Origin of the sequence: Streptomyces albiaxialis (assembly GCF_039530985.1) — a bacterium.
Taxonomy (GTDB): Bacteria; Actinomycetota; Actinomycetes; order Streptomycetales; family Streptomycetaceae; genus Streptomyces; species Streptomyces albiaxialis.
Genome location: NZ_BAAAPE010000007.1, coordinates 995538 through 1012367 on the forward strand (window position 1 = coordinate 995538; position 16830 = coordinate 1012367).

The window sequence follows — 16830 nt, forward strand, 5'->3', positions numbered from 1 at the left end:
GAGGATCGGTTTATGCACATTCGTACCGCCGAGGAGTTCCCCTACCGCGTCGAGCGGCAGGACGTCCGCATCCCCATGGGCGACGGGGTGGCCCTGTACGCCCGGATCTGGCGCCCCGTGACCGACGAGCCCGTGCCGGTCCTGCTCGAATACCTGCCCTACCGGCTCAGCGACTGGACCGCGCCGCGCGACGCGCAGCGCCACCCCTGGTACGCCGGGCACGGCTACGCCTCCGTCCGCGTCGACGTGCGCGGCCACGGCAACTCCGAGGGGCTGCCCGGCGACGAGTACGACGAGACGGAGCTGACCGACGGCGTCGCCGTCATCGAGTGGCTCGCGGCCCAGCCCTGGTCCAGCGGCAGGGTCGGGATGTTCGGCATCTCCTGGGGCGGCTTCAACAGCCTCCAGCTCGCCGCCCGCGCCCCCGAGGCCCTGAAGGCGATCGTCACCGTCTGCTCCGCCGACGACCGCTACGACAACGACGTCCACTACATGGGCGGCTCGGTCCTCGCCGTCGACATGCACGCCTGGGCCTCCACCATGCTCGCCTTCGTCTCCCGCCCGCCGGACCCCGCGCAGGTCGGCGACGCCTGGCGCGACATGTGGCGCGAACGCCTGGAGACCGTGGACCCGTTCATCCACACCTGGCTCGCCCACCAGACCCGCGACGACTACTGGCGGCACGGCAGCGTCTGCGAGGACTACGGCGCGGTGAAGGCCGCCGTGCTCGCGGTCGGCGGCTGGCACGACCCGTACCGGGACACGGTGCTGCGCCTGGTCGAGCACCTGGACTCCCCGGTGCGCGGGCTGATCGGCCCCTGGTCGCACCAGTACCCGGACCGGGGGCTGCCGCCGGGCCCGGCCATCGGCTTCCTCCAGGAGACGCTGCGCTGGTGGGACCACTGGCTGAAGGACCGGGACACGGGGGTCATGGCGGAACCCCTCCTCCGCTCCTGGATCAGCGAGTCGCACCCGCCCGCCACGGTCTACCCCGAACTGGAGGGGCGCTGGGTCGGCGACGACGCCTGGCCCTCCCCCGCCGTGACGATGACGCCGTACGAACTGCCGGGCAGCGGGCCCGTGCCCGTCCGGGCGCCGCAGCACACCGGTGTGGACGCGGGCCGCTTCTTCCCCTTCGGCAACGACTCCGACCTCCCGCCCGACCAGCGCGAGGAGGACGGGCGTTCCGTCTGCTTCGACTCGGCGCCGCTGGACGGACGCGTGGAGGTCCTGGGCCGCCCGCGCGTCCGGCTCCGGGTGACGTGCGAGGTCCCGCGCGGGCAGGTGATCGCGCGGGTCTGCGATGTCGCGCCCGACGGCTCCTCGACGCTCGTCACCCGCGGCGTGCTCAACCTCGCCGCGCGGCACGGCAGGGGCCGCGCGGTGGACTGGGAGCCGGGCGCCACCGAGGACGTCGCCTTCGAACTCAACGGCATCGGCCACGCGTTCCCGCCCGGGCACCGGATCCGGCTCGCGCTCTCCTCCGCGTACTGGCCCTGGATCTGGCCGCAGCCCGGCAGCGAGGCGGGCTGGACCCTCGACCCGGGCGCGAGCGCCCTCGAACTCCCCGTCCGCGACCCCTCCGCCGACGCGGGGCGCCCCGCGATCCGCTTCGAGCCTCCGGAGCAGTCCGAGCCCCTCGGCGTGAGCTACCCGGACGCGCCGGGTCAGCGCCCCGAACGCCTCGTCGTCCGCGACGTCGCCGCCGGCGAATGGTGCCTGGAGGTCGACCCCCGCTACGGCGGCACCCGTATCTACCCGGACGGCCTGGAGTTCACGGAGGACGCGCTGGAGACGTACGTGATCCGCGAGCACGACCCCTTGAGCGCCCGCACCCGCTCGGACTGGGCGATCCGGCTGCGGCGGCCCTCGCTGGGCTGGGACGCGCGCGTCACCACGCGTTCGTCGATCGCCTCGACGGCTGACGAGTTCGTCACGGAGAACGAGCTCGTATGCCACGAGGGGGCCACGGAACTCTTCCGCCGCACCTGGACCCACCACATCCCCCGCACCTCGGGCTGACCCGACCCCCGACATCGGGGCTTGCCCCATAAGGGGCGCGGGGAACTGCGCGGGCAGCCACGACGTAGCCGCAGGCTGCGACGCGCAGCGCGGGGCACCCCGTACCCAGCCCCCTGGCGCCGGGCACCCGGCACGGGTGGGCGGGGTCAGGTGTGGGCGGCGGCTCGGGCAACGCGGGGCGAGGCATACTCGGTTCCCACCACGAACCGCATCAGGGGGCCGTACGACGCGGCCGCCGGGAGGCCCGTGAAGAAGAGGCCGGGGGCCGAGGACTGGAAGTCCGGGCCCAGCATGGGCGCGGGGGTGCGGCCGCTGCGGGCCAGGGAGGCCCGCAGCGCGGGGCCGAGGAAACCCATCGCCGCGAGATCCACCCGGTAGCCCGTCGCGGCGATGACGTGATCGGCCTCCACCGCCGCGCCGCCGTCCAGCTCCAGCCGCACGCGGCCGCCGCCCGCGAGGGCCACGCGCCGCACCGCGTGGCCCTGCGTCACCGAGACCCGGCCCGCGAACCGTTCGCGGAGCCACCAGGCGCCGAGCGGGCCGAGGACGCGCCGGACCAGGTCGTGGCGTACGGGCGCGGGCAGATGGCGGTAGGCGCCCGCGTGGTACGTCAGCGCGTACAGCGACCAGGCGCGGCCGAACGGGCTCTCCGGCCGGAACCGGGGCTGGCGGTCGGGCGGGGCGCCGAAGCCCACGGCGGTCCGCCCGCGCGCCACGACCCGCACCGAAGCGGCGCCCGCCTCGGCGGCGAGCACCGCCGTCTCCAGCGCGGACTGCCCCGCGCCGACCACGGCCACCTCGCGGCCCGCGAGCCGCGCCGGGTCCGGGTGCTGGGAGCTGTGGGAGACGGGCCCCGTGGGGGTGGGTCCGTCCGGCACGGCGGCGCCCAGCACCGGCGGTACGTACGCGAAGCCGCTCAGCCCCGTGGCGACGACCACGGAGCGCGCCACGCACACGTCCCCCGAGTCGAGCTTGACCTCGAATCCGCCGCCCCGGCGCCGGTCGACGGCGACGACCCGGACCTGTTCGAGGTCCGGGACCAGCTCGCGCCGGAACCAGCGCCCGTAGCGCGTGAAGGTCTCGACGGGCACGATGTCCCAGTCCGACTCGTAGCGCTTCTCGCCCGTCGCGAGGCAGTAGTCGAGCAGGCCGTGGCCCGGCTGCGGGGCGTCGATGTTCGAGGCGACCGGGGTCGACTTGAGCAGCATGCCGGCGGGCATGTGCGCGCTCCAGCTCACCATCGGCTCGCCGAACACCCGCGTCGGCACCCCCCTCGCCCGCAGGTGCGCGGCCGTCGACAGGCCGTACGGTCCGGCGCCGATCACCGCAACCGGCAGATTCCGGCGGGTCCTCGCACTCGCGCTCGCGTTCACTGGATGATCCCCTCCCACCTCGGTCACCTCACCTCGGTCACCTCACCTCGTACGCGTCACCTCGTACGCGTCACCCGTGGCTCCCCCGCCAGTGCTGCCACAGATGCTTGAGCCCCGGGCGCAGCAGCCGCGCCGCCATCAGCGCGGCCGGCACCGGGTCGTCGGCCGCGGCCCAGGCCAGCTCGGTGCCGTGCGCGGCGCGCTCGGGGGCGTGCGGGGCGCGGTAGCCGGGGCCGCCGTGGCGGCGGCGGTAGGCGAGCCGGGCGACCGGATCGATGTTCTCGACCACGTACCGCCGCCCCTCGCGCTGCCCGCCCTCGGGCACCGGGCGCCCGGTCAGATGCAGATGCTGCGCCCGTACGACGTCGATCCCCGCGTCGCTCTCGAAGAGCCGGAACTGGGCGCCCACGCGCGGGTTGAAGTCCAGCAGCTTGTACCGCCCGTCGCGGCGGTCGAAGCGCCAGTCGAGGTCGATGATCCCGGCGAAGCCGATGTGCTTGACGAACCGGGCCGACAGCGCGGCCAGTTCGGGGTTGCCGACGGCGTACGCCGCCGCCGTCATCCCCGCGTGCGGCGGCCACGCGCGCACCTTCACGCCCGTGAACAGCGTGAGCGGTTCGCTCCCGGCGCCGAGGTACGCGTGCACGATCCAGTCCTCGGCGTCCTCCAGCGGCAGGTACTCCTGGAGGATCACCCCGGGCCGCTCGCCCCACCGGCGCGCCAGCGCGAGGAGTTCGCGGGGGCCGTCGATCCGCGTCGTCCCGTTCACCGCCGGGTTCTCCCGCCGTACGAACGCCTCCCGGTTCTTCGCCACCACGGGGAAGCGCGCCCCGGCGGCGAACCGCTCCACATCCGCGTACGTCCGGGGCGAGCTGCCCGCGGGCGACGGCACGCCGTGCTCCGCGCACAGCTCGTGCAGGCCCTGCTTGCTGGCGACCCGCCTCGGTAAGTGCGGCTCCACGCGCGGGAAGAGGAACCGCTCGCGCAGCTCGCGCTGGTGCTCGGCGATGAGCACGGCGGCCTCTTCGTCCGTCGGGATCAGCACGGCCGGGCGCCCGATGCGGCGGCCCGCGCGCAGCAGGCCCTCCAGCAGCCGTTCCGGAGGCTCCCGCCCACTGGTGGGCCAGACGAACGGGCGGCGCAGATAGCGCGAGCGCGCGGCGGGCGTCCAGCGGTCCTCGGTGATCGCGTACACCGGTACGCCGAGACGGCCCAGGCTGCGGATGGCGCCTACGCCGCCGTGGTGCAGCGGGTAGTCCCCGATCTTGACGATCAGCGCGGGGACGGATCTGTCGATCCCCGTACGGTTCTCCGTACGGCCCCTTGTACGGTCGGTGCTGGTTCCGTCGGTGCTGGTTCCGCTGGTGCTGAAGCGCGCGCCCTCGATCGCCACTCGACCCCCTACCGCACGGCGCGGCTCACTTCCGGCCCCGTGCCCCCACGAACGACGCTAGGGCGGAACGTGCCTTCCGCCAAGCCCCCCCCGGACCGGACGCGCCCTTCCGGCCATACCTTTGCCCGGCCTTTGCTCCCTTCAGCGGGCGCGTACAGGGCCTTAACCTGACCGCCATGAGTACACCCGACGACTCCCCCGCCCTGTTCGGCCTGGACAACCTCCCCTACGGCCTCTTCAGCACGGCGGACAGCCCCGGCCACCGCCGTGTGGGCGTCCGCTACGGCGACTCCGTCCTCGACGCCGGCGCCGCGGCCGCCGCCCTCGGCTCCGCCCACGCCGAGCTGCTGGCCCGGCCCTCGCTCAACCCGCTGATGGCCGAGGGCCGCGCCGTGTGGCGGGCCGTACGGGCCGAGCTGCGCGGCTGGCTCGCGGACGGCTCAGCCGACCCGTACCTGCGGCCCCTGTCCGAGGCGAGCCTCCACCTGCCCTTCGAGGTCGCCGACTACGTGGACTTCTACGCGAGCGAGCACCACGCCACCAACCTCGGCCGTCTCTTCCGCCCCGACGGCGCCGCGCTGCTCCCCAACTGGAAGCATCTGCCCGTCGGTTACCACGGGCGTTCCGGCACCGTCGTCGCCTCCGGCACGCCCGTCGTACGGCCGCAGGGGCAGCGCAAGGCGCCGTCCGAGTCCGCGCCCACCTTCGGGCCCACCCGGCGCCTCGACATCGAGACGGAGCTGGGCTTCGTCGTCGGCGCGGGGCGCGAACGCGACGGCTCGGGCGTCGCGCTCGGCGACTTCTCCGAGCACGTCTTCGGGGTGACCCTGCTCAACGACTGGTCGGCGCGGGACATCCAGGGCTGGGAAGGCCAGCCGCTGGGTCCGCACCTGGCGAAGTCGTTCCTCACGTCGGTCTCGCCGTGGATCACGCCGCTGGAGGCGCTGGACGCGGCGCGGGTCGCGCCGCCGGCGCGGGACGAGGCGCTGCTGCCCTATCTGGACGACAGCGCGCCCGGCATCGAGCCCGGCGGGCTCGACCTGCGCATCACGGTCCGGCTGAACGGGCACGTGATCGCCGAGCCGCCCTTCTCCGCGATGTACTGGACGGGGGCGCAGATGCTGGCCCACATGACGGTCAACGGGGCCTCGCTGCGTACGGGCGATCTCTACGGCTCCGGCACCGTCAGCGGGCCCGACCGGCTCACCCAGTCCGGGTGCCTCCAGGAACTCACCTGGGGCGGGGCCGAGCCGGTTGTCCTGGCGGACGGCAAGCGGACCTTCCTGGAGGACGGCGACGAGGTCACCCTCTCCGCGTGGGCCCCGGGCCCTTCCGGCACCCGCCTCGCCCTCGGCGCCGTCACAGGCCGCGTAACCCCATCACCGAGCTAGCCCCCCCCCGGGGGCACCTCCCCCGGGGGTGCCCCCGGCTTCTCCGCGCCCCTGACGGGGCAGGCCCCTGCCTCTCCCTCCACTGCGCTCGGGAGGTCTGCGCGTCCCTGACGGGGCAGGCCCCCACTCCTCCCTGCTGTGCTTGGGAGGTCTGCCACTGGGGGTACCCCCTGCTCGAAGAGCTTGGGGGAGCAGGGCTGGCAAGCGCAGCCCACATCGCCGGGTGCGCGGACACGAGAGCTGGGTTCGGGCTGCCCCGGGCTGTGCATTGCAGGCTGCGGCTGCGCCGTGGCCGGGCGCGCAGTTCCCCGCGCCCCTGGAGGGGCAAGCCCAGGAGTCCCGTGCGGAGGAGAAGGGTCACGCCTGCTCGGAGAGTACGGTCAGTACGCCCTCGCCGTAGGTGGCCAGTTTCTTTTCGCCGATGCCGGGCAACTCGCCGAGCTCGGGGAGCGAAGAGGGCCGGCGCACCGCGATGTCGCGGAGGGTCGCGTCGTGGAAGACGACGTACGCCGGAACCCCCTGCTCCTTCGCCTGGGCCGCGCGCCAGGCGCGCAGGCTCTCGAAGAGCGGCTGGGCCTCCTCGGGGAGGTCGGCGGCGGGCGCGGCGCCCTTCGGCTTCGACCGGGACGGCGCCTTCGGCGGCCGTACGTCCTTGCGGAGCTGGACCTCCCGCTCGCCCCGCAGCACGTCCGCGCTGGCGTCCGTGAGCGCCAGCGTCCCGTACTCGCCCTCGACCTCGACGAGGCCCTGCGCCAGAAGCTGGCGGACGACGCCGCGCCATTCGGCCTCGGCCATGTCGGCCCCGACGCCGAAGACCTTCAGCGCGTCGTGGTCGAACTGGATGACCTTCGCCGACTTCCGGCCCAGCAGGATGTCGACGATCTGGCCCGTGCCGAACTTCTGGCCGCGCTCCCGCTTGAGGCGGACGATCGTGGAGAGCACCTTCTGCGCCGCGACGGTGCCGTCCCAGGTCTCGGGCGGGGTGAGGCACGTGTCGCAGTTGCCGCAGGGGGCGGGGTCCCGGCCGTCCGACTCCTGGCCGAAGTAGGCGAGGATGCGGGCCCGGCGGCAGGTGACCGTCTCGCACAGGGCGAGCATCGCGTCGAGGTGGGCGCGGGCCCGGCGCCGGAAGGACTCGTCGCCCTCGCCGCCGTCGATGAGCTTGCGCTGCTGGACGACGTCCTGCAGCCCGTACGCCAGCCAGGCCGTGGACGGCAGTCCGTCGCGGCCCGCGCGGCCCGTCTCCTGGTAATAGCCCTCCACGGACTTCGGCAGGTCCAGGTGCGCGACGAAGCGGACGTCCGGCTTGTCGATGCCCATGCCGAAGGCGATCGTGGCGACGACGACCAGGCCCTCCTCGCGCAGGAACCGCGACTGGTGCGCCGCGCGCGTGCCCGCGTCGAGCCCCGCGTGGTACGGCACGGCCTCGACGCCCTCGCGGCAGAGGAACTCGGCGGTCTTCTCCACCCCGTTCCGCGAGAGGCAGTAGACGATGCCGGCGTCGCCCTCGTGCTCGTCCTTGAGGAAGCGCAGGAGCTGCTTGCGGGGGTCGCTCTTGGGGACGATGCGGTACTGGATGTTGGGCCGGTCGAAGCTCGCGACGAAGTCGCGGGCGCCCTTCATGCCGAGGCGCTCGGTGATCTCGCGGTGGGTGGCCCGGGTCGCGGTCGCCGTCAGGGCGACGCGCGGCACGTCGGGCCAGCGCTCCCCGAGCATCGACAGCGAGAGGTAGTCGGGGCGGAAGTCGTGACCCCATTGAGCGACGCAGTGCGCCTCGTCGATCGCGAAGAGCGAGACCTCGCCGCGCTCCAGCAGCGCCGTCGTGGCCTCCAGCCGGAGGCGCTCGGGCGCGAGGTAGAGCAGGTCCAGCTCCCCGGCGAGGAACTCGGCCTCGACGACGCGGCGCTCCTCGAAGTCGAGCGTGGAGTTGATGAACCCGGCGCGCACCCCGAGCGCCCGCAGCGCGTCCACCTGGTCCTGCATCAGGGCGATCAGGGGCGAGATCACAACGCCCGTGCCGCGTCTGACCAGCGCGGGGATCTGATAGCAGAGCGACTTGCCGCCGCCGGTCGGCATCAGCACCACCGCGTCGCCGCCGCCGACGACGTGCTCGATGACCGACTCCTGCTGACCGCGGAAGGAGTCATATCCGAAGACGCGGCGCAGCACGCGCAGCGCCTCACCCTGAGCGCTCTCCTGAAGCATCCCGCCACCTTAGGCCGCCCCACCGACAACACGCTCCGCCCCCGTGCGGCACAGCTTCTTCACAGCCCGCGTCCCGCCCCACTGCTAGGTTGTCGTGACCTGCACAACGAGCGAGAAGGAGCGGTACGTGCGCACGTCAGCGCGGATTTCGGGGGCGGCCGCCGTGGCAGCGGCGGTCGCGCTGCTGGTGAGCGGCTGCGGCAGCGACGGCGGGGACGACAAGGGCGGCGAGAAGGAGAAGCCCGAGGCGGCGCCCTCCGCCACGAAGACGCCCTCGCCGAAGGAGGAGGCGGGCGGCAAGGCGGCGCTGCCCGGCGTGTGGCAGGCCAAGGCCGACGGCAAGCCCCTCGTGCTCACCGTCGTCGGCGAGAACGCCTCGCTCGTACGGGACAAGAAGGCGTGCACCGGCCACGTCATGAAGACCGGCGGCAAGAGCTCCGTGATGGTCAAGTGCCCCGGCGGCACCGGCGAGGAGCGGACCAACGGCGAGGTCGGCGCGCTCACCGCGAAGACGATGAACATCACCTGGAACGGCGGCGCCACCGACACCTTCGTCAAGGCCGCCGACGCCCCGGCGAAGCTGCCGAAGGACCCGAACCAGATCCCCGGTCTCAAGGACAAGCTCAAGAAGATCACCGAGGAGCCCGGCAAGGTCCGCGAGCTCCCCGCCTCCTGAGCCGCCGCGCACGAGGCGCCCCCTGCCCGTACCCACGTCGTACGGGCGGGGGCGCGGTGCTTCAGGGCGCCTTGTCGTACCCCTCGCCGTACTCCTCGTCGCGCGGGCGCAGCAGGTGCACCGACTCCTGCTCGCGGGGGTCGGTTCTGGCCACGACGACGGTGACCGGTTCCTCGCCCGTGACCGGCATGTGCGGCATGTTGGCGGGGACGTACACCATGTCGCCGGGCTTCAGCACGTCACGGGACGAGAGGTCGTCGCCGTGCCATATCTCGTGCTCACCGCTGATGACGTAGATCGCCGATTCGTGCCCGGCGTGCAGATGGGGCTCTCCCTTGGAATTAGGCGGTATGTGCAGTACGTGCATGCACAAACCTTTTGCCCCCACCGACTCCGCCGAGACCCCCTCGGAAAAGACGCCGCCCTGTTTCCCCTCGTATCCGTCTTTTTCTCGACGGAGAATTACACAACCCATGCCTGGAATTCCTACCGGTTCCGCACACCTCTTGTCACTGGTGCCTCAACTGTTGAGACCGCTGGGCCACTTGTGACCCCGAGGATCACTTGGGCGTCGTGTACCGCGGGGGCTTCCCCTTCCCCGGCGGCATCTCCTGGACGGGCACCGGCTTCCCGCCGGGATCGCCGCCCCGCCGCACGGTGAAGCTCAGCGTGCCGCCCGCGGCGCGCACCTTGTGGGAAAGGTTCAGCCCGAAGAGTTTCTCCCGCACCCGTTTCGGGGTGAGCTTCTCCCGGGGCGCCTCGTGGTACGGCAGCCGGGCGGCCCTGACGGCGGTCATCACCGCGTCGTGGTGACCCACCGCGTACCCGTTGCGCAGCGCCTCGTCCACGCCGGTGTCCGGTACGTAGCGGGCGTACGCCCCGTGGAAGCCCGCGAACCCCTCCGGCTCGCCCCGGTCCCCGCGCGGCGACCAGTCCGGGTCGGACGCGGACGCCTGGACGACCGTGACGCGGTGCTCCTTCAGCCGCTTCGCGCGCTCCGCGGAGACGACCTCGCCCGTCTCCACGAACAGCACCTTCATCGGCTGCCTCCCGCACGCGCGCTGCTCCAGGCTCTCCAGGAACGCCTCCAGATCCGCCGGCCGCCCCGAGAACGGGATGAAGTCGGGCTTGACCAGGCACGCGCTGGAGACCGTGCTCTCGAAGAGCGCGGGCGAGGGGTCCTCGTCCAGCGTCGTCCCGTCGAACCCCTGCTCCGGTATGTCCTCGATCTGCTCCCTGAACGCCTTCTTGTAGGCACGGGTGAGGCTCTTGACGTGCAGATCGGACGCGTGGCGGTCGAAGACCAGCATCGCCTTCCCCTTCGGGTCCCGGTCCTCGGCGTAGGCCCGCAGCGCGGCGGCGAAGTCGGTGTTCGCGGGCGTCACCCGGATCAGGCCGGGGATCTTCCGGCTGTTGAGCCCGTCGGCGCTGGCCACCGACGACACCATCGGGATCCCCCGCTCCGACAGCTCCCGCGCCGCGTCCCGCGTCGCGCTGGTGCTGATGGCGAACCCGGTGACGGCCACCAGCGGCGCCGCGTCGTCCCGCATCCCGGCCAGCGTCCGGACGGGCTCCTCCCAGAGCTGCTGCCTGCTGCCCGCGTTGGCCAGCACCAGCCGGATCTGCGGCGCCGGATCGCCCAGCGCCTTCCCGTGGTTGGCCCGCATCTGCGCGACGTACGCCCCCTCGACGGACCGCAGCAGCCGCTGCGGGGTGAGCGGGCTGGTCCCGTCCAGGGTGAGGGTCGTCAGCAGCGCGACGGTGACCGCGTCCTTGCCGGAGTCCGCGACCCGGTCGTTCTCCCGCTCGATCCGCTCCTGGACCGTCCGGAACGAGGCGGCCGTCCTGGCCGCCTGCTTCCGGCCCGTCTCGTCGCCGGGCGCCGTGTTCCCCGCCTCCTCCCCGAAGCCGAAGCGGTACGCGCCGTCGGTGACGCCCACGCACTCGCCGTCCCGCTCGACCATGGAGTCCCACAGGCTGCCGCACGCCCAGCGGGGCGGCAGCGTCACCGCCGCCAGGGCGCCCCCGGCGATCAGCGCCAGCGTCAGCACCCCGCCCAGGACCCAGGTCCAGCGGCGCGGCGGCAGCCAGGCGCGGCGCGCCGCGCGCCGCCTCCCGCGCCGCTCCCACAGCCCGCGCGGGTCCCGCGGTCCGCGCAGCGCCCGTAGCTCAGCCACGCGCCGTCACCGCCCCCGGCCCTCCGGTCGTGCCGGTCATGGCGCCGCCCACAGCTCGGCCTCGCTCCGGCAGCGGTCGGCCGCCTCGTTCAGCGCCACCATCCCGTCCCGCGAGACCTCCGCGAGCGCGGTGAGCGCGCCCGCCATCTGCTCGTAGAGGTATCTGCGGTCCATCCCGGTCAGGGGGTCGCTCACCACGCGCCGCGCCGCGACCAGCTTCGCGGTGTGCGCGGCGGGCGAGTCCTCGCCCCGTGTCCACCACTCCTCCTCGTCCAGCACCCGCAGCAGGTCCACGTAGCGCTCGTAGGGCTGCATCCGGCGGCGCGCCCGGCGGCCGCAGGGCGCCTCCGTCACGACGTCCACCGTCTCCAGCCACGCCCGCGCGCCCCGCCGCCCCAGCTCCGCCGCCAGCTCCCGCGCCACCGGGCCGAGGCGGTCCACGGCCAGCTCGTGGTGGAGGGCGCCGGCCTGGTCGTCGTGCAGCCGCCCGCGGTGGGCCAGTTCGCCGTGCACCGCGTCCCAGCCCGCGGCGTCGTCCGAGGGCCGCGACGCCAGGGTGCCCAGCAGGAGCTGCCGCAGGACGCGCAGCCCCGCGTCGCCCTCGAAGTCCCACGCGGCGGCGGCCCGCACCGTGTCCCGCCACTCGGCCTGGACGAACTCGGCGCGCCCCGTCACCCAGTGGCGCTCGTCCCGCGTACGGGCGGCGGCGAGCGGCGCGAGCGCCTCGACGGCCCGGTCCAGCACTTCGCGCTCGAACGGCAGCAGCCGCTCCAGGAGCACCCGTTCGGCCACCGTGTCGGGTCTCCCGCTGGGCGGCTCGGGCACCCGGTCGCGCAGCAGCTCGGCCACGCTGGGCCAGCCGCCGGGGCGGGCCGACGCCATCCCGCACAGCAGCCGCCCGGTCTCCGGGTGCCCGCCGCTGAACGCGTGGATGAGCCGCGCCAGCCGCCAGTCGCCCCGCCCGTCCTCGCCCCGGTGCAGCGCGTCGATCTCCTCGCGGGTCAGCTCCGGCGGCCGGTTGCGCAGCACGGGCGGCACCCCCTCGACGCCCCACGGGGAAACGGACGCCCGCGCGCCGCCCGTACGCCCGCGGCCCGCCCTCCCCCGGCCGCGTGCCGGGCGCGGGGCCAGGAGGCCGGAGAGCGGGCCGAAGCGCTCCCGGTCCAGCTCGGGAAGGGAGTTGCTCTCGCAGGTGAGGACGAGGGTCAGCGGCACGCTGCTCCGCTGGCGGACCATCTGGTGGCGCGCGTCGAGCAGTTCGCGCAGGAAGACGCGGCCGACGGGGCTGTGCACGTTGTCGAGCAGCAGCAGCGGGGTGCGCAGCCGGCGGCGCACCCGCCCGGGCGTGTGCCGCAGGTCGGCGAGGAAGGCCGCGCACAGCAGCGCGTTGACCTCGTCCCGCGCCCGGTTCCGCTCCTGCGCGTCGCCCGTCCTGAGCGCCCGCGCCTTGCGGTAGTGGTCGGCCAGCACGTCCTCGGGGCGCTGCCGCAGGCCCTTGTCCTGGTCGCCGTACCAGCGCACGCCCCGGCCGATGGGCCGCGCCCTGCGGCCCATCGCCGCCAGGGACGAGAGGGGGATGGTGACCGTCGGCGCCGCCAGGCCGATCGTCAGGTCGGGGCCCGACGCCTCGGGCGACGGCTGTTCCTGGCCGTCGAGCAGGGCGGGCGAGGTGCGGTCGTGGCGGAGCTGCTCGCGGATGGTGCGGCCCAGTCGGTCGAAGCGGGCGGGGTCGAGATTCGTCCACCCGGCGACGAACTGGCCGGTGAGCAGCCGGGGGAAACGTAACTTCCCGTACCGGGGGCGGTGCCGGGCGAGCTGTCCCGCGAGGTCGGAGAGGACGGCCGCGAAGTCCGGGGACCGTACGGACGCGAAGTCCATCCGCCCGTACGGCAGGAACTCGCCCGCCTCCCGCGCCAGCCGGTCCAGGAACGAGGTCTTCCCGTACCCCCGCCCCGCCTCGATCAGCACGAGCGGGCGCGGCCCTGGGCCCGTGTCGAGTGCGGGGTCCGTCAGCCTGCGTACGGCTTCGACCGCGGCCTCGTGCGTGAGCCGCAACGGGCCCTCTTCCGTGGACTGGCCGTCCATCGTGCCGCCTCCCCCGGACCGGCCTCCCCTGGCCGGTCACCGAGACCACACAGGACACCACCGTCCGCAACGTCCCGCAACCCTGTCGCACGAAAGGGGCACCCCCTCCCCGGCGCGGGGAGGGGGTGCCCGAAGATCCCGGAACGACTCCCGGAACGGACTCGCGGAACGGCTAGCGCACGAAGACGCCCGCGTGTCCCGCCAGGTCCAGGAAGTACTGGGGCGCGACACCCAGCACCAGCGTCACCGCGACGCCGATCGCGATGGCCGAGGTCGTCAGCACGCTGGGCACCGCGACGCTCGGGCCGTCCGGCTGGGGCTCGCTGAAGAACATCAGGACGATGACCCGCAGATAGAAGAACGCCGCGATGGCCGAGGCGATCACGCCGACCACGACCAGCGCGCCCGCGCCGCCCTCGGCCGCCGCCTTGAACACCGCGAACTTCCCGGCGAAGCCGGACGTCAGCGGAATCCCCGCGAAGGCCAGCAGGAAGACCGCGAAGACCGCCGCCAGCAGCGGCGAACGCCGCCCAAGACCCGCCCACTTCGACAGGTGCGTGGCCTCGCCGCCCGCGTCCCGTACGAGCGTGACGACGGCGAACGCGCCGAGCGTCACGAACGAGTAGGCGCCCAGGTAGAAGAGGACGGACGAGACGCCGTCCTCCGAGGTGGCGATGACGCCCGCGAGGAGGAAGCCCGCGTGGGCGATCGAGGAGTAGGCGAGGAGCCGCTTGATGTCGGTCTGGGTGATCGCGACGACCGCGCCCGCCAGCATCGTGAGGATCGCGATGCCCCACATCACCGGCCGCCAGTCCCAGCGCAGGCCCGGCAGGACCACGTAGAGCAGCCGCAGCAGCGCGCCGAAGGCCGCGACCTTGGTGGCCGCCGCCATGAAGCCGGTGACCGGGGTCGGCGCTCCCTGGTAGACGTCCGGGGTCCACATGTGGAAGGGGACGGCGCCGACCTTGAAGAGCAGGCCCATGATCACCATCGCGCCGCCGATGAGCAGCAGCGCGTCGTTGCCCATGGTGTCGGCGAGCACCGGGTCGGTCGTCGTGTCCGCGTGGGAGATCACGCGGGCGATGCCCGAGTAGTTGACGGTGCCCGCGTAGCCGTAGAGCAGCGCGGTGCCGAAGAGCAGGAACGCCGAGGAGAAGGCGCCCAGCAGGAAGTACTTGACCGCCGCCTCCTGCGAGAGCAGCCGCCTGCGGCGGGCCAGCGCGCACAGCAGGTAGAGCGGGAGGGAGAAGACCTCCAGCGCGATGAAGAGGGTCAGCAGGTCGTTGGCCGCCGGGAAGATCAGCATGCCGCCGACCGCGAACAGCAGCAGAGGGAAGACCTCGGTCGTCGTCCACCCGGCCTTCGTCGCCTCGCGCTCGCCCTCACCGCCCGGTACGGACGCGGGCTGGGCGGCGAAGGAGTCCACCCGGGAGCCGTGCGCGGCCGGTTCGAGCCGGCGCTCGGCGAAGACGAACACCGACACGATGCCCACCAGCAGGATGGTGCCCTGGAGGAAGAGCGCCGGGCCGTCCACGGCGATGGCGCCCATGCCCGCGATCTGCGCCTTGGTGGTGCCCGAGCCGCTCGCGGCCAGGCCGATGACGGCCGCGAACGCGGCGGCCAGGCCCAGCAGGGAGAGGAACACCTGCGTCACGTACCGCGACGTGCGCGGCAGGAACGCCTCGACGACGATGCTCACCGCCGCGACGCCCAGCACGATCAGCGTGGGCGAGAGCTGGCTGTACTCGATGCTGGGGGCCTGGAGCTTGTCGTCGCCCGCGGCGAGCGACCACAGCCCGTGCGCGCTGCCCACCGTCTCTGCCACGCTCACTCGTGGTCACCTCCGCCGTGTCCCGCGGGCGCCGCGGGCTTGTAGTCGAACCATGCCTTCTTGTGCTCGGCGACGGGGTGCTGCGGCTTCGGCTCCTTCACGTCGGTGTCCTTGCGGACGTCCGAGAGCGTGTGCTCGACCGCCGGGTTCACGATCTCGGTGAGCGGCTTCGGGAAGACGCCGAGGAAGATCAGCAGCGCGATCAGCGGCGCGACGACCGCGAGTTCGCGCACCCGCAGGTCCGGCAGCTTGGCGATCTCGGGCTTCTCGACCGGGCCCGTCATCGTCCGCTGGTACAGCAGCAGGACGTAGAGCGCGGCGAGGATGATGCCCGAGGTGGCCACGATCCCGGCGGCCGGGTAGCGGCTGAACGTGCCGACCAGGACCAGGAACTCGCTGATGAACGGGGCGAGTCCGGGCAGCGAGAGCGTCGCCAGGCCGCCGACCAGGAACGTGCCCGCGAGCACCGGGGCGACCTTCTGCACTCCGCCGTAGTCCGCGATGAGCCGCGAGCCGCGCCGCGAGATCAGGAATCCGGCGACGAGCATCAGCGCCGCGGTCGAGATGCCGTGGAAGACCATGTACAGCGTGGCGCCGCCCTGGCCCTGGCTGGTCATCGCGAAGACGCCGAGGATGATGAAGCCGAAGTGCGAGATCGAGGCGTAGGCCACGAGCCGCTTGATGTCGCGCTGGCCGACGGCCAGCAGCGCGCCGTAGATGATCGAGACCAGCGCCAGCACCACGATCACCGGCGTCGCCCACTCGCTCGCGCCGGGGAAGAGCCCGAGGCAGAAGCGGAGCATCGCGAAGGTGCCGACCTTGTCGACGACCGCCGTGATGAGCACCGCGATCGGCGCCGTCGCCTCGCCCATCGCGTTGGGCAGCCAGGTGTGCAGCGGCCACAGCGGCGCCTTGACGGCGAACGCGAAGAAGAAGCCGAGGAAGAGCAGCCGCTCGGTGTTGGTCGCCATGTCGAGCTGGCCGCTCGCGCGGGCCTCGGCGATCTGCTGGAGCGAGAAGGTGCCGTCGCCCATCTGGTCGGCGGTGACCGCGTAGAGCCCGACCACCGCGGCCAGCATGATCAGTCCGCCGGCGAGGTTGTAGAGCAGGAACTTCACCGCGGCGTACGAGCGCTGCTTGGCGCCCTCCGCCTCCCCGGCCGCGTGGGCGCGGTCCCCGAAGCCCCCGATGAGGAAGTACATCGGGATGAGCATGGCCTCGAAGAAGATGTAGAAGAGGAAGACGTCGGTGGCGGCGAACGAGATGATCACCATCGCCTCGACGGCGAGGATCAGCGCGAAGAAGCCCTGGGTCGGGCGCCAGCGGGACGTGGACTTCTCGCCTTCCACCGGGTCGGCGTCGTTCCACCCCGCCCCGATCACGAACGGGATCAGCAGCGCGGTCAGCGCGATCATCACCGCACCGATGCCGTCGACGCCCAGCTCGTACCGCACCCCGAAGTCCGCGATCCAGGCGCGGGATTCGGTGAGCTGGTAGCGGGCGCCGTCCGGGTCGAAGCGGACCAGCACGACGGCGGCGAACACGAGGGTGGCCAGCGAGAAGAGGAACGCCAGCCACTTGGCCGCCGTCCGCTTCGCCGCCGGTACGGCCGCCGTGGCGATCGCGCCGACGGCGGGCACCACCGCTGTGGCCGTCAGAAGGGGAAAGGACATAGAG

General features: G+C 73.3%; 11 protein-coding genes. 3 read left to right on the forward strand and 8 right to left on the reverse strand.

Going from position 1 to position 16830, the window contains the following annotated elements:
* Positions 1-12 precede the first annotated feature (12 nt).
* Entirely contained in the window at positions 13-2022 is a 2010-nt protein-coding gene (locus tag ABD343_RS15640; protein ID WP_344528294.1) for a CocE/NonD family hydrolase, read from the forward strand.
* Between the two features lie 146 nt (positions 2023-2168).
* Here ABD343_RS15640 and ABD343_RS15645 read toward each other — a convergent pair whose 3' ends face one another.
* Together ABD343_RS15645 and ABD343_RS15650 are read right to left on the reverse strand one after the other, a co-directional pair.
* Entirely contained in the window at positions 2169-3347 is a 1179-nt protein-coding gene (locus ABD343_RS15645; RefSeq protein WP_344528296.1) for an NAD(P)-binding domain-containing protein, read from the reverse strand.
* Positions 3348-3465: 118 nt separating this feature from the next.
* Positions 3466-4692: a carboxylate--amine ligase gene (locus ABD343_RS15650; protein ID WP_344528611.1), complete on the reverse strand. Its 1227-nt coding sequence runs from the start codon at positions 4690-4692 to the stop codon at positions 3466-3468.
* Between the two features lie 272 nt (positions 4693-4964).
* On the opposite strand from ABD343_RS15650, the gene fahA reads away from it, so the two are divergent.
* Positions 4965-6179 (forward strand): fumarylacetoacetase, encoded by a 1215-nt coding sequence (fahA, locus tag ABD343_RS15655; RefSeq protein WP_344528298.1) that lies wholly within the window; start codon positions 4965-4967, stop codon positions 6177-6179.
* Positions 6180-6536: 357 nt separating this feature from the next.
* Here the strand turns inward: fahA and recQ are convergent, their stop codons facing one another.
* Positions 6537-8384 (reverse strand): DNA helicase RecQ, encoded by a 1848-nt coding sequence (gene recQ, locus ABD343_RS15660; RefSeq protein ID WP_344528300.1) that lies wholly within the window; start codon positions 8382-8384, stop codon positions 6537-6539.
* Between the two features lie 127 nt (positions 8385-8511).
* On the opposite strand from recQ, the gene ABD343_RS15665 reads away from it, so the two are divergent.
* Positions 8512-9060: a hypothetical protein gene (locus ABD343_RS15665; RefSeq protein ID WP_344528303.1), complete on the forward strand. Its 549-nt coding sequence runs from the start codon at positions 8512-8514 to the stop codon at positions 9058-9060.
* 61 nt (positions 9061-9121) lie between these two features.
* On the opposite strand, the gene ABD343_RS15670 is transcribed toward ABD343_RS15665, so the two are convergent.
* The 5 genes from ABD343_RS15670 to ABD343_RS15690 form a co-directional block, all read right to left on the reverse strand.
* On the reverse strand, positions 9122-9427 hold the full coding sequence (locus tag ABD343_RS15670; protein WP_344528305.1) for a cupin domain-containing protein: 306 nt from the start codon (positions 9425-9427) through the stop codon (positions 9122-9124).
* A gap of 193 nt (positions 9428-9620) precedes the next feature.
* On the reverse strand, positions 9621-11237 hold the full coding sequence (locus ABD343_RS15675) for an ABC transporter substrate-binding protein (RefSeq protein WP_344528307.1): 1617 nt from the start codon (positions 11235-11237) through the stop codon (positions 9621-9623).
* Positions 11238-11273: 36 nt separating this feature from the next.
* A complete protein-coding gene (locus ABD343_RS15680) occupies positions 11274-13322 on the reverse strand; it encodes a hypothetical protein (RefSeq protein ID WP_344528309.1) in 2049 nt (682 codons plus the stop codon).
* Between the two features lie 172 nt (positions 13323-13494).
* Positions 13495-15153: an NADH-quinone oxidoreductase subunit NuoN gene (nuoN, locus tag ABD343_RS15685; protein ID WP_425578185.1), complete on the reverse strand. Its 1659-nt coding sequence runs from the start codon at positions 15151-15153 to the stop codon at positions 13495-13497.
* Positions 15150-16826, reverse strand: a complete 1677-nt coding sequence (locus ABD343_RS15690) for an NADH-quinone oxidoreductase subunit M (protein ID WP_344528311.1) — start codon at positions 16824-16826, stop codon at positions 15150-15152. Before ABD343_RS15690 ends, nuoN begins: the two co-directional genes overlap by 4 nt.
* Positions 16827-16830 lie beyond the last annotated feature (4 nt).